Origin of the sequence: Streptomyces sp. NPDC048370 (assembly GCF_043200825.1) — a bacterium.
In the GTDB taxonomy this organism is placed as follows: Bacteria; Actinomycetota; Actinomycetes; order Streptomycetales; family Streptomycetaceae; genus Streptomyces.
This window is the reverse complement of sequence record NZ_JBICYI010000003.1, coordinates 339739-352358: the sequence shown is the minus strand read 5'-3', so window position 1 is coordinate 352358 and position 12620 is coordinate 339739. Positions and strand designations below refer to the sequence as shown.

The 12620-nt window shown below is 71.7% G+C and carries 10 protein-coding genes; 9 read left to right on the top strand and 1 reads right to left on the bottom strand.

Features of this window, described 5'->3' with window-relative positions; all coding sequences use genetic code 11:
- Positions 1-291: 291 nt before the first annotated feature.
- From ACGFYP_RS08935 to ACGFYP_RS08925, 3 genes are all read left to right on the top strand, one after another.
- The gene (locus ACGFYP_RS08935; RefSeq protein WP_361960018.1) at positions 292-951 is read left to right on the top strand and encodes a response regulator transcription factor; all 660 of its coding nucleotides are present in this window, start codon (positions 292-294) and stop codon (positions 949-951) included.
- A gap of 153 nt (positions 952-1104) precedes the next feature.
- On the top strand, positions 1105-1521 hold the full coding sequence (locus ACGFYP_RS08930; protein ID WP_361960021.1) for a pyridoxamine 5'-phosphate oxidase family protein: 417 nt from the start codon (positions 1105-1107) through the stop codon (positions 1519-1521).
- A gap of 165 nt (positions 1522-1686) precedes the next feature.
- Positions 1687-2712 (top strand): phosphotransferase, encoded by a 1026-nt coding sequence (locus ACGFYP_RS08925; RefSeq protein ID WP_393489142.1) that lies wholly within the window; start codon positions 1687-1689, stop codon positions 2710-2712.
- Between the two features lie 32 nt (positions 2713-2744).
- On the opposite strand, the gene ACGFYP_RS08920 is transcribed toward ACGFYP_RS08925, so the two are convergent.
- Positions 2745-4334 (bottom strand): protein kinase, encoded by a 1590-nt coding sequence (locus ACGFYP_RS08920; protein ID WP_393488153.1) that lies wholly within the window; start codon positions 4332-4334, stop codon positions 2745-2747.
- 269 nt (positions 4335-4603) lie between these two features.
- On the opposite strand from ACGFYP_RS08920, the gene ACGFYP_RS08915 reads away from it, so the two are divergent.
- The 6 genes from ACGFYP_RS08915 to ACGFYP_RS08890 all read left to right on the top strand — a co-directional run bounded on the left by ACGFYP_RS08915 (position 4604) and on the right by ACGFYP_RS08890 (position 12535).
- Positions 4604-6253 carry a protein kinase gene (locus ACGFYP_RS08915; protein ID WP_393488149.1) on the top strand — a complete coding sequence of 550 codons (1650 nt, stop codon included), beginning with the start codon at positions 4604-4606 and terminating at the stop codon, positions 6251-6253.
- A 359-nt stretch (positions 6254-6612) separates the two neighbouring features.
- On the top strand, positions 6613-7326 hold the full coding sequence (locus ACGFYP_RS08910; RefSeq protein WP_393488146.1) for a hypothetical protein: 714 nt from the start codon (positions 6613-6615) through the stop codon (positions 7324-7326).
- Positions 7327-7432: 106 nt separating this feature from the next.
- On the top strand, positions 7433-8113 hold the full coding sequence (locus ACGFYP_RS08905; protein ID WP_393488144.1) for a PadR family transcriptional regulator: 681 nt from the start codon (positions 7433-7435) through the stop codon (positions 8111-8113).
- Positions 8114-8295: 182 nt separating this feature from the next.
- On the top strand, positions 8296-9030 hold the full coding sequence (locus ACGFYP_RS08900) for an ABC transporter ATP-binding protein (protein WP_361960036.1): 735 nt from the start codon (positions 8296-8298) through the stop codon (positions 9028-9030).
- Complete coding sequence (locus ACGFYP_RS08895; RefSeq protein WP_393488140.1) at positions 9027-11894, top strand: ABC transporter permease; 2868 nt, start codon at positions 9027-9029, stop codon at positions 11892-11894. The genes ACGFYP_RS08900 and ACGFYP_RS08895 overlap by 4 nt, the downstream gene beginning before the upstream one ends.
- A gap of 95 nt (positions 11895-11989) precedes the next feature.
- Positions 11990-12535, top strand: coding sequence for a bacterial proteasome activator family protein (locus ACGFYP_RS08890; protein ID WP_393488137.1), 546 nt, complete (start codon positions 11990-11992; stop codon positions 12533-12535).
- Positions 12536-12620: the final 85 nt, after the last annotated feature.

Here is a 12620-nt window from a genome sequence, read left to right as displayed (position 1 = left end):
CAGTGCGGCTCGCCTTGTCCGGACGTGCGCACGGGGTGGGTGCGACTCGGCCGGGTCGGGCGTGACAGGTTGCCCCGGCGAGCGCCCTGTCATAGGCACGTTACCCACTGCTTCGCATTACTGCGAAACCCCATTTGACCTGCGATTTTGCTTGGATTTCCAAGTAAATCGAGAAATGTGGGAACAGTAGCTGGTCAGCGCGCTGGCAACAGCCTCGCAGGCCGCCGGAACACCGGCACGTTATCCCGCACACCCCGGGCACGGGAAGAGCCAATATGTGAGACTGACTGCGTGCGCGAAGATGGAAAAATCCGGGTATTTCTGCTGGACGACCACGAAGTCGTCCGGCGCGGCGTCCACGAGCTGCTCTCCGTGGAGGACGACATCGAGGTGGTCGGAGAGGCGGGTACGGCGGCCGACGCCCTGGTCAGGATCCCCGCGACCCGCCCCGACGTGGCCGTGCTCGACGTGCGGCTGCCGGACGGCAGCGGCGTGGAGGTCTGCCGCGAGGTGCGCTCGCAGAACGAGGACATCAAGTGCCTGATGCTCACCTCGTACGCCGACGACGAGGCGCTCTTCGACGCGATCATGGCCGGGGCCTCGGGTTATGTCCTCAAGGCCATCCGCGGAAACGAGCTGCTTTCGGCGGTACGGGACGTGGCGGCGGGGAAGTCCCTGCTGGACCCGGTCGCGACCGCCCGCGTCCTGGAGCGGCTGCGGGACGGAAACAATCCGAAGGGTGACGACAAGCTCGCCAATCTGACGGAACAGGAGCGCAAGATCCTGGATCTGATCGGCGAGGGCCTGACCAACCGGGCCATCGGCGAACGGCTCCACCTGGCGGAGAAGACCATCAAGAACTACGTCTCCAGCCTGCTGTCGAAGCTGGGCATGGAGCGCCGTTCGCAGGCCGCGGCGTACGTGGCCCGCATGCAGGCCGAACGGCACTGAGGGCCGAGGCCACGGGTCACCGGGTCGCACCGGGTCACCGGGGTCACCCGTTCGGCCCGACCCGGTGCGGACCCCGATTCGGGACCTACGTCCCCGGCGAACCGGGGCAGGCGCCCCTTCCCGGCCCGGTGCCGGTGGCGGAGAGTGGAAGCCATGTCCACCGAGGAGATCCGCGCGATCGAGCTGCTGAGCCGCGTCTCGTACGGACGGGTGGCGACGAGCATGCGCGCGATGCCGTTCGTCGCGCCCGCCCGGCACATCGTGGTCGACGACTGCGTCCTGCTCCGCATGCACCGCGGCCTCGGCTACCACCGCGCCTGCGCGGGAAGCGTCGTCGCGTACGGCGCGGACAACTTCAACTCCGGCGCCGAGAACCTCTGGTCCGTGCAGTTCACCGGCACCGCCGAGGTCGTCGAGCCGACCGAGGAGCAGCTCGTCGCCTTCGGCCCTACCCCGCAGGTCGTGGACGGCGAACCCTTCGACCCCATCTACATGCGCATCGAGCCCCAGTTCGTGACCGTGCACCAGCTCGACTACACCACCGAGCGACACCTCCAGCACGTAGCGTGATCTAACATCTGGTGAGTGCCGCGCTCATCTGAAACGCTCGCTCCGCCCGTGAGCGCCCCCACGCTCGCCCCGCCGCCCTTCGGCCTGCTCGCTCAGCCCACCGGCTCCTCGATGTCGGCCCAGCCCGTCGGCTCCTGGCTGTCGGCCCAGCCCGTCGGCTCCTCGATGCCCCCGCCGCCCGTCGGCCCCTCCCCGCTCGCCCCGCCCGTCACCGCCCTGCTGCGGCGCTATCGCGAGGCCGGCGAGCCGCTCTCCTGCGAACCCGTCACCCAGGGCCTCCTCAACCGCGGCTACCGCCTCTCCACCACCCGGGGCGCCTACTTCCTCAAGCAGCACCTCGACGCCCCGACCGCCGACCGGGACACCATCAGCCGCCAGCACCGCGCCACCCAGCGCCTGCACGCCCTCGGCCTGCCCGTCGCCCCGCCGCTCGCCGACTCCGCAGGACGCACGGTCGCCGTCATCGGCGGCCGCTGCTACGCCCTGCACCCCTGGATCGACGGCCGCCACCGCGACGGCGCCCAGCTCTCGAAGGGCGGTTCGCGACGCCTGGGCGCGCTCCTCGGGCACGTCCACACCTGCCTGGAGCAGGTGATGGAGTCCCCGCCGCCCGGCGACGGGCACGAGAGCGCCCGCCCCGAGGACACCCTCCGCGTCATCGACGAGCTCCTCCGCCTCGCCCGCGCCCACCGGCCCCGCACCGGCTTCGACGCGCTCGCCGAGCACCGGCTGCTCGAACGCCGGGTGCTGCTCGCCGAGCACGCCCACCGCCGCCCGCCGCGCGCCGCGTCGGCCGGCTGGGTGCACGGCGACTTCCACCCCCTGAACCTGCTCTACCGGGGCGCCGAACCGGCCGCGATCGTCGACTGGGACCGCCTCGGCGTCCAGCCCCGGGCGGAGGAGGCGGTCAGGGCCGCCGCCATCTTCTTCGTACGGCCGGCGGGGGAGCTGGCTCTGGCGAAGGTACGGGCGTACGCGCGGGCCTACCGGCGGGCGGCGGGCGCGGACGGGGCCGAGCTCGCCTCCGCGGTGCACCGGGTGTGGTGGGAGCGGCTCAACGACTTCTGGATACTGCGCTGGCGCTACCAGCTCCACGACCGAAGGGCCGACCCGCAGTTTCCTGCGGCGTCGGCCCTGGCGGTGTGGTGGACCCGCGAGTACGAGGCGGTACGCGACGCGTTCGCGGGGTGACGGACGAGTCCGTCAGGGGTTCCTTCAGGAGGTCAGGGGGTGGAGCCGGTGCCGCCGCGGGTCGGCTGCCCGGTGCTCCCCTGAATGGTCGTCGGGGGTTCCGTCGTGTTGTCGGTCGGCTCGCCCGTCGGCTCGTCCGTCGGCTCGCCCGTGGTGCCGCCGTCGTCCGAACCGTCGTCCGTCGGCGTCGGCTGCGTGGTGGGCGGCGTCGTCTGGGGCGTCGTCGGCGGCGTCGTCTGCGGGGTGGTCGGAGGCCTCGTCCACGGCTCCTCGTTGCCACCGCCGGTGGACGTGTCCGGCTCCTGGGTGTCCTGGCTCTGCTCCTGCGACGGCGTCGGCGTCTCCGAGGACGGGGTCGGCGTGTTGCTGATCGGCGTCGTCGGCTTGTCGTTGCCCGTGTTACCGGCCTTGTCGAGCGCGTACACGACACCCGCCACGATCGCGATCAGCGCGAACGACAGGAAGAGCAGCACCTTGCCCCGCCCACGCTTGCCGCCGCCCTGGCGGCCGTAGCCGCCGTCCTGGCCGTAGCCGGCGCGGCCACCGCCGTCGTATCCCCCGTCGTCCGGGTTCATCGGCGGCAGGATCGGGCCCTGCGCGGTCTCGTGGTGCATCGGGTGCCCCATCGCCGTCGTCGCCGCGACGCCGCCGACCGGGGTGTGACCGCCCTCGTGCACCTCCACCGGGCCCGTGTTCCACATGCCCGTGTGACCGCCCGCCTGCTGGAGCATCTGCAGGCCGTACTGGATCAGCCCGCGCATCTCCTCGGCGCTCTGGAACCGGTCGTCCGGGTCCTTCGCCAGCGAGCGCATCACGAGCCCGTCGAGCTCCGGCGGCGAGGGGTGGGCGACCTCGGACGGCGGGACCGGCGTGTCCTGGACGTGCTGGTAGACCACCGAGAGCGGGGTCTCGCCGGTGAACGGGGGCCGCAGCGCGAGGAGTTCGTACAGCAGACAGCCGGTGGCGTACAGGTCGGAGCGGTGGTCGACGGCCTTGCCGAGCGCCTGCTCGGGGGAGAGGTACTGCGGCGTGCCCATGACCATGCCGGTCTGGGTCATCGTCGACTGCGCGCCGTGCAGGGCGCGCGCGATGCCGAAGTCCATCACCTTGACCGCGCCGCCGTGCGTGATGATGACGTTCGCCGGCTTGATGTCACGGTGGACGATGCCGTGCTGGTGCGAGTAGGCGAGCGCCTCCAGGACACCGGAGACGATGATCAGGGCCTGCTCGGGGCCCGGCGCCTCCGCGCTGATCAGCAGGTCCCGGATGGTGCGGCCCTCGACCAGCTCCATCACGATGTACGGCACGGACTGGCCGCCGACGACGTCCTCGCCGGAGTCGTACACCGCGACGATCGCGTGGTGGTTGAGGCCGGCGACCGACTGGGCCTCGCGCGTGAAGCGGGCCTTGGAGACCGGGTCCTCGGCGAGGTCCGAGCGGAGCAGCTTGACGGCGACGGTGCGTCCCAGGCGAACGTCCTCGGCGGCGAACACCTCGGCCATGCCGCCCCGCCCGAGGCGGTGCGTCAGCCGGTACCGTCCGTCACCGACGACTCCGCCGACGCCCCAGGACTCCGCGGCCGCGCCCGACAGGCCGCCGCCTGCTTCGGATTCGGGTGCCATCAGTCCTCGCCGTCATGTGTCTGTCGTGTGGAGCCGTGCCGTCGTCACGCTACAGGCTTCGTCCGACACCACGGTCCGAGTGGACCGGCCATCCAACCCCCTGCGCGTACACCCGTGCAAATTCCGGCCGGTTCGTGTAACGCTTCCGAGACGCTTCTTGCGCGGAGGGTCACGGAACGGGCACCCGGCTTGACGTGTCGGTGCCCTGGGGCAGACTTGGCCAGGAAATTCACGATCAGCGCCGCCACGCGCGCGTAGGGGGAGCACGAATGAGCCAGGACGGCGCCCAGGGCCGCTATGCGGGCGGTTCGGTAGCGAACGGCCGGTACCAGCTTCGCGACCTGCTCGGCGAAGGCGGCATGGCCTCCGTCTACCTGGCGTACGACAGCGCCCTGGACCGGCAGGTCGCCATCAAGACCCTGCACACGGAACTCGGCCGGGAACAGTCGTTCCGCGAGCGGTTCCGGCGCGAGGCGCAGGCGGTCGCGAAGCTTTCGCACACGAACATCGTCTCGGTCTTCGACACCGGCGAGGACACCCTCGACGGCTCCGTCATGCCGTACATCGTCATGGAGTACGTGGAGGGCCAGCCGCTCGGCTCGGTCCTCGCCTCCGACGTGCGGCAGTTCGGCGCGATGCCCGCGGACAAGGCGCTCAAGGTGACGGCGGACGTCCTCGCCGCCCTGGACACCAGCCACGAGATGGGCCTGGTCCACCGGGACATCAAGCCCGGCAACGTGATGATGACCAAGCGTGGCGTGGTCAAGGTGATGGACTTCGGCATCGCGCGCGCCATGCAGTCCGGTGTCACCTCGATGACGCAGACGGGCATGGTCGTCGGCACGCCGCAGTACCTCTCCCCCGAGCAGGCCCTCGGCCGCGCGGTGGACGCCCGCTCCGACCTGTACTCGGTCGGCATCATGCTGTTCCAGCTGCTCACGGGCCGTCTGCCGTTCGACGCCGACTCGCCGCTCGCCATCGCGTACGCGCACGTGCAGGAGGAGCCGGTCGCTCCGTCGTCCATCAACCGCTCGGTCACCCCGGCGATGGACGCGCTCGTCGCCCGCGCGCTGAAGAAGAACCCGAACGAGCGTTTCCCGAGCGCCGCCTCGATGCAGGACGAGTGCCTCCGGGTGCTGTCGGCCGGTCAGACGGGCGCGCCGGTGATCGTGGCGGGCGGTCCGGTCAGCAGCGGTGCGGGCGTGGGCTCGGCGGTCTTCCCGCCGGTCGGCCAGACGCCGCCGCCGTCGACGCACGGGGTCCAGCACCCGTACCAGCAGCCGACGCCGCAGCCGAGTCCCTACGGTCCGCCGACGCCGGCGCCGGCACCCTCCTACGGGTACCCGCAGCAGGCGCCGACCCCGCCGCCGGCCCCGATGTACCAGACGCCCACCCCCGGGCCGTACTCGATGTCTCCTCAGCCGTCTCCGCAGCCTTCGACGGGCGTCGGGACGTCGGGCGGCTCGGGTGGTTCCCGGCGGAACGTGCCGATGATCGTGGGTGCGGCCGTCGCCGCGCTGCTCGTGATCGGCGGCGTGATCACCGCGATCAACCTGAACAACAAGGACAACAAGGGGAACGGCACGGGCGGCGACCCGAGCCAGAGCCAGTCGGTCGCGCCGGGGCACAAGGGCCCTGACCTGACGAAGACCATCGACGTGAAGAAGTGCACCCAGCCGAGGGAGTCGAGCGACGACCCGTCGAAGTTCGAGATCCCCGACTTCACGTACAAGAACATCCAGTCGGTGAAGGACTGCATCCAGGCCGCTGGGTGGAAGCTCACGAAGCAGACCCCGGTGGACGAGGCGACGTACGGCGAGGGCACGGTGCTCAGCCAGTACCCGCCGGCCGGTGAGGACGCGTCCAAGGACGACGCCGAGTTCACCCTGGAGATCTCGACGGGCAACCCGGGGCAGTAGTCCGCGTTCCTCTGTCCGGTGAGTGTCAGGGCGGCCTTCATCCGTGCGCGGGCGCCCGGATGCCGGAATTGTCCCGTCATGTGACGCTGAGTTGGATACCTCGGCGGCTCGGCACGGGAGGGGGTCACCCGGTGACTCCAGGACTCCGCAGCACGCGGATGCGGGCACTACGGGTACGGAGACCGCGACCACTGCGACCGTTGCGACCGTTGCGGCCACTTCGGCCACGGGCCCGGCGGGCGCGGGTTCGGTTTCGGGTTCGACGGGCACGGACGCCGGGGGCTCGAAAGCTGCGGGCACAGACGCTGCGGGCTCGGACGGCTCGGTGGTGGGGGCCTCGGTGGCGGGCGCTCGGCCCTGTGGTCGCGTGCTGGCTGCTGGTCGGCGCCGTACCGGTGGCGTACGGGCACGAGCGGCCCGCTCCGGCACCCGCTTCGGCGTCCACGACGTCGACCTCGACCTCGTCGTCCTCATCCTCCTCGTCGTCCCCGTCCTCGACCAGGACCGCCGGGCCCTCGGCGCCGGCGACATCGGGCGCGCCGACCTCACCGACCCCGACCGCCTCCACCTCCGCCTCCGCCTCCGCCTCGCCGGGGCCCGGCACCCCCACCCCCGGCGCCTCCGGGCCGCCCGGCGCGCCGAGCTCCGGCGCGCCCTCGACCCCGGCGTCGACCTCCGAGGTCCCCGGACCCACCCCGTCCGGCTCGCTCGCCGGGCGTCCCGCAGGAGAGGGTCGCGAGCGGCCCGGGCGCCCCGCCGCGCCGCCGAAGCCGAGCGGAACGGACGCGTCGGAGGAGCCGTCTCGTACCAAATCCGAAACAGCCGAGGAGCCTTCGGAGGAGCCGCCCGAGGAGGCGGACGCGGCGGAAGAGGTCCTCGAAGCGGCACCGGAGACGGACGCCACGGATTCCGCTTCGCCGGCCGCGACCGTGCCCGCCGCCGCCCCCGGGGTCGGCGCCCGTACTGCCACCACCGCCACTGACCGGCAGATTCCCGTCGTCACGCTGGGCGCCGGGCTCGCGCTCATGGGGCTCGGCATCGGTTTCCTCGGCCTCCGGATGCGGCGCCGCTGAGGGGCCCGGTCCCCCGCAGGCCCCCGTGTGTCCCCCTTGAGACGGACGCGGAAGCTCCGTCTCAGGTCGCTTGTCCGCGTCGGCATACTCGGTATACATACTGAGTATGTCGATCCGCCACGGGCTTCTCGCCCTCCTCGAACGCGGGCCTCGCTACGGCTCGCAGCTCCGTACGGAGTTCGAGTCCCGCACGGGCTCCACCTGGCCGCTCAACGTCGGCCAGGTCTACACGACCCTGAACCGTCTCGAACGGGACGGCATGGTCGCCCAGGACGGCGAGGACGAGGCCGGTCACGCGCTCTACTCGATCACCGACGGCGGTCGCGCAGAGCTGCGTAACTGGTTCGAGAAGCCCGTGGACCGCACCAGCCCGGCCCGCGACGAGCTCGCCATCAAGCTCGCCATGGCCGTCGGAGCGCCCGGCGTCGACATCCGCGCCGTCATCCAGTCCCAGCGCCGTCACACCGTGCAGGCGATGCAGGACTACACCCGGCTCAAGGCCCAGGCGCTCGCCGCGCTCGAGAGCGGCCGGTCCCGGGAACGCGACGACGTGGCCTGGCTCCTCGTCCTGGAGCAGTTGATCTTCCAGACCGAGGCCGAGGCCCGCTGGCTGGACCACTGCGAGGCCCGGCTGATCCGGCTCTCGGCGTCCGCCGTCGGCACGGGGGAGCCCCGGCCTCCCGAGCCCGCCGACCCGCCGTCACGGCCTGCTTCTCAGCCCGCGTCCCAGCCCGTGTCCCAGCCCGTGTCGCCGGCTGCGGCGCGGTCCACGCCGGGTCCCGGGTAGCCGCACCGCCCGGGTGGCCGAACCGCACAGGCCGTACCTACCGCCCAGGCCGTACCGCCCAGGTAGCCGTCCGCGTCACCGACCCTCCGGCCGGCAGGCGCCACCTCTCCATCCGCTCCGTCCGCTCATCCGCTCCGTACGAGAACGCCACCCGCGTCCGTACGCCCAAGGGGGACCCCTCCATGTCCACAGCGCAGCCCGTGCTGCAACTCCAGAACCTGACCCGCGTCCATGGCTCCGGCGCCACCGAGGTGCACGCCCTGCGCGGCATCGACCTCGCGGTCTACCCCGGTGAACTCGTCGCCGTCATGGGCCCGTCCGGCTCCGGAAAGTCGACCCTGCTCACCATCGCGGGCGGCCTCGACATACCCACCTCCGGCCGGGTGATCGTCGAGAACACCGACATCACCACCGCCGGCCGCAAGGCGCTCGCAGCCCTGCGCCGCCGCAGCATCGGCTACGTCTTCCAGGACTACAACCTCATCCCGGCGCTGACCGCCGCCGAGAACGTCGCCCTGCCCCGCGAGCTGGACGGTGTCCCGGCCCGCAAGGCGCGCGTCGAGGCCGTGGCAGCGCTGGAGGAGATGGACCTCGGTCACCTCGCCGACCGCTTCCCCGACGAGATGTCCGGCGGTCAGCAGCAGCGCGTGGCCATCGCCCGCGCACTCGTCGGCGACCGGCGCCTGGTCCTCGCGGACGAGCCCACCGGTGCCCTGGACTCCGAGACCGGCGAGTCCGTCCTCGCCCTGTTGCGCTCCCGCTGTGACGGCGGGGCCGCCGGCGTCCTCGTCACCCACGAGCCGCGGTTCGCCGCCTGGGCCGACCGGGTCGTCTTCCTGCGGGACGGTGCCGTCGTCGACCAGACCGTGCGCAGCGAGGCCGACTCGCTCCTCTCCGGCCAGGCGGCCGAGCGGTGAACAAGTGGCTCCACTCCTGGCGCGCCGCGATCCGCATCGCGCGCCGTGACGCCTGGCGCTCCAAGGGACGCAGCTTCCTCGTCCTCGCGATGATCGCCCTGCCCATCCTCGGCGTCAGCGCCGCCGACCTGACCCTGCGCAGCTCCGAGCTCTCCACCGAGGAGAACCTGAGCCGGACGATGGGCGCCGCCGACGCCCGGTTCACCGACGCCCAGGTGAGCGGCGTGCCGATCCTCCAGGATCCGAGCGGCGAGACGAACACGACGGCCGAGGACTACCAGGACAGGGTCTGGCCGAGCGGTCCGACCGATGTCACCAAGACCTTCCCGGCCGGCTCCACGGTCCTCACGGACAGCACCGGCAGCGCCAAGCTGACCACCACCCACGGGCTGCTCCAGAGCGAGGTCCGTGAGCTGAAGGCCGGTGACCCGATCGCCCGGGGCATCATGAGCCTCCAGGACGGCCGCTTCCCCGAGAAGGCCGACGAGATCGCCGCCACCACGCACTTCCTGGAGACCAGCGGGCTCAGCATCGGCTCCACCCTCTCCGCGCGCGGTGACACCCGGACGTTCCGGATCGTGGGCTCGTACGAGCTCCCCAACGATCTGAAGGCCGACCAGATCAACGCCCTCCCGGGCGCCTTCCTCGCCTCGTACGCCAAGGTGCTTGAGAAGAGCGGCCTGGACACGGGCGAGGCCTACACCACGTACCTGGTGAAGTCCGCCGGTGGTTTCACGTGGAACACCGTCCAGAAGATCAACACCAAGGGTGTGGCCGTCACCTCGCGTGCGGTGCTCCTCGACCCGCCCGCCAAGGCCGACGTGCCGCTCTACCAGAAGGAAGGCTGGGGCGGCTTCGAGGACAGCGCGGCCGCCCGGGCCGCCGAGCTCGCCGCGGCGGGCACGGTCGTCGGCCTCGCGATGCTGGAGATCTGCCTGCTCGCCGGGCCCGCGTTCGCCGTGGGCGCCCGCCGCTCGCGCCGTCAGCTCGGGCTCGTCGGTGCCAACGGCGGCGACCGTCACCACATCCGCGCCATCGTGCTGAGCGGCGGTCTCGTCATCGGCGTCGCGGCGGCCGTCACGGGCACCGTGCTCGCGCTCATCCTCACGTTCGCGCTGCAGCCGTTCCTCGAAGCCGCCATGAACCAGCGGTTCGGCTCCTTCGACGTCCGCCCGCTGGAACTGCTCGGTATCGCGTTCATCGCCGTCCTGACCGGCCTGCTGGCCGCGATCGTCCCGGCCGTCACCGCGTCCCGGCAGACCGTCCTCGCCTCGCTCACCGGCCGTCGCGGCGTCCGCCGCAGCAGCCGCGTGCTGCCGCTGATCGGCCTGGGCGCCCTGCTCCTGGGCGGCGCGATCGCTCTGTACGGCTCGGTGGTCTCCGACCAGTTCATCGTCGTCGCGGGCGGCAGCGCCCTCGCCGAGCTGGGCGTGGTCGCCATGACGCCGGCTCTGGTGGGTCTCTTCGGGCGCACCGGCCGCTGGCTGCCGCTCTCGCCGCGCCTCGCCCTGCGGGACGCGGTGCGCAACCGGGGCCGTACGGCACCCGCCGTCGCCGCCGTGCTCGCCGCGGTCGCGGGAACGGTCGCCGTCTCCACGTACGCGGCCAGCCGGGAGGCCCAGGACGAGGCCGGTTACACGGCGAAGCTGCCGTACGGCGCTGTCTCCGCGCTCGTGATGGAGGACGGCGGCCGGGACGTTCCGCAGGTGCGTGACGCCGTGCAGCGGCTGCTGCCCGTCGACTCCCGCGCGGACGTCCAGCGCATCCAGGTCGGCAAGACGGGCTGTGCCCCGTACAGCGAGGCCCCGGGCTGCGGCCGCTTCGAGATGGTGATCCCCAAGGCCAACGAGTGCCCGCTGTGGGTGACGACCGAGGACGGCTCGGACCCCTCCGAGAAGTTCTCCAAGGAGCAGCGGCGCAAGCTCGCCAAGGACTGGCGCTGCGTGGAGAACAGCGGCGGTGATCTGCCCGGCGGCGTCTTCGTCGAAGGTGGTCTGATCGTCGGCGACGCCTCGCTCCTGAAGGTCCTCGGCATCACGGACGCGGGCGCGCAGAAGGCCCTCGCCGAGGGGAAGATCGTCTCCTTCGCCAAGGCCCCGATCGACAAGACCGGCACGATCGCCATCAAGGTGATCGCCGACAACAAGAAGGCGAACCTCGCCGACCAGGAGCGCAAGCCGATCCCCGGCGAGGTCAAGACCCTCCCCGCCCACCTGGTGACCGGGCAGAACGCCTACGGCGTGCGGGCGCTGATCAGCCCCGAAGCCGCCAAGGCGGCCGGCTTCACCGCGGTGCCGCTCGGTTCGTTCTTCGCCACCGACGCGCTGCCCAGCGCCGAGCAGCGTCAGAAGCTCGACGGGGAGCTCGCCAAGATCGGCAGCGATGTCTCGCTCCACGTGGAGGAAGGGTTCGTCAGCAAGACCAGCATCGTGCTCCTCGCGCTGACCGTCTTCGCCGGACTCGTCACCATCGGCGCCGCGGGCATCGCCACCGGCCTCGCGCAGGCCGACGCCGAGGCCGATCTGAAGACGCTGTCCGCCGTCGGCGCGCCCCCGCGGGTCCGTCGCACGCTCAGTGGCTTCCAGTGCGGGGTGGTCGCCGCGATGGGTGTGATCCTCGGGTCCGCGGCCGGTGTGCTGCCGGCCATGGGCCTGCGGCTCACCGAGGAACGCCAGGAGCTGCGCTTCTACCAGGAGGCCCTCGACCAGGGCTGGGGCGGCACGCAGGACGTCCCGTACGTCCCGATCGTCGTCCCCTGGGAGACGCTCGCGGCCCTGCTGGTCGCCGTACCGCTCGGTGCCGCGCTCCTGGCGGCCCTGGTGACCCGCTCCCGCGGGGCCCTGGCCCGCCGCGAAGCAGCCTGATCGATCGTTGTCTTCCTGTGCCCCTGGAGAAGGGTGGATCACCCTTCTCCAGGGGCACACCGTGTGGTGAGGCACGTGTGCGAGAGAATGGCGGCATGGAGATGCCGAGGAATGAACGGTCGCAAGAGACTCCCCAGGTCCTCATCGTGGGACAGGACGGGATGGCACTCGGCGGCGCTCAGGGTGACGACGAATCCCGCGAGGTCCCGGTGACGGAAATGGTCGAGCAGCCTGCGAAGGTCATGCGCATCGGCAGCATGATCAAGCAGCTCCTGGAGGAAGTACGGGCGGCTCCTCTCGACGAGGCCAGCCGTGTCAGGCTCAAGGACATCCACGCGAGCTCCGTGAAGGAGCTGGAGGACGGGCTCGCGCCCGAACTGGTCGAGGAACTGGAGCGGCTCTCCCTGCCGTTCACCGACGAGGCGATTCCGTCCGAGGCGGAACTGCGGATCGCGCAGGCCCAGTTGGTGGGATGGCTCGAAGGCCTCTTCCACGGCATCCAGACGGCGCTGTTCGCCCAGCAGATGGCGGCCCGCGCCCAACTGGAGCAGATGCGGCGTGCGCTGCCTCCGGGCGCGCCGTCCGACGATGACGACGAGCACGGCCGCGGCCACGCGGTCCGCTCGGGCCCGTACCTGTAGGGCTTCCGGCGTCGCGTAAGGGCCCGGCACACCGTGGGTGTGCCGGGCCCTTACGTGTAGTGGGGAGGCCGGCTTCAGGCGGCCT

Coding starts and splice junctions, on each gene's coding strand:
- ACGFYP_RS08920 (WP_393488153.1), bottom strand. CDS start 4,334: ATGGCACCCGAATCCGAAGCAGGCGGCGGCCTGTCGGGCGCGGCCGCG.
- ACGFYP_RS08900 (WP_361960036.1), top strand. CDS start 8,296: ATGTCCACAGCGCAGCCCGTGCTGCAACTCCAGAACCTGACCCGCGTC.
- ACGFYP_RS08890 (WP_393488137.1), top strand. CDS start 11,990: ATGGAGATGCCGAGGAATGAACGGTCGCAAGAGACTCCCCAGGTCCTC.
- ACGFYP_RS08915 (WP_393488149.1), top strand. CDS start 4,604: ATGAGCCAGGACGGCGCCCAGGGCCGCTATGCGGGCGGTTCGGTAGCG.
- ACGFYP_RS08905 (WP_393488144.1), top strand. CDS start 7,433: ATGTCGATCCGCCACGGGCTTCTCGCCCTCCTCGAACGCGGGCCTCGC.
- ACGFYP_RS08930 (WP_361960021.1), top strand. CDS start 1,105: ATGTCCACCGAGGAGATCCGCGCGATCGAGCTGCTGAGCCGCGTCTCG.
- ACGFYP_RS08925 (WP_393489142.1), top strand. CDS start 1,687: ATGCCCCCGCCGCCCGTCGGCCCCTCCCCGCTCGCCCCGCCCGTCACC.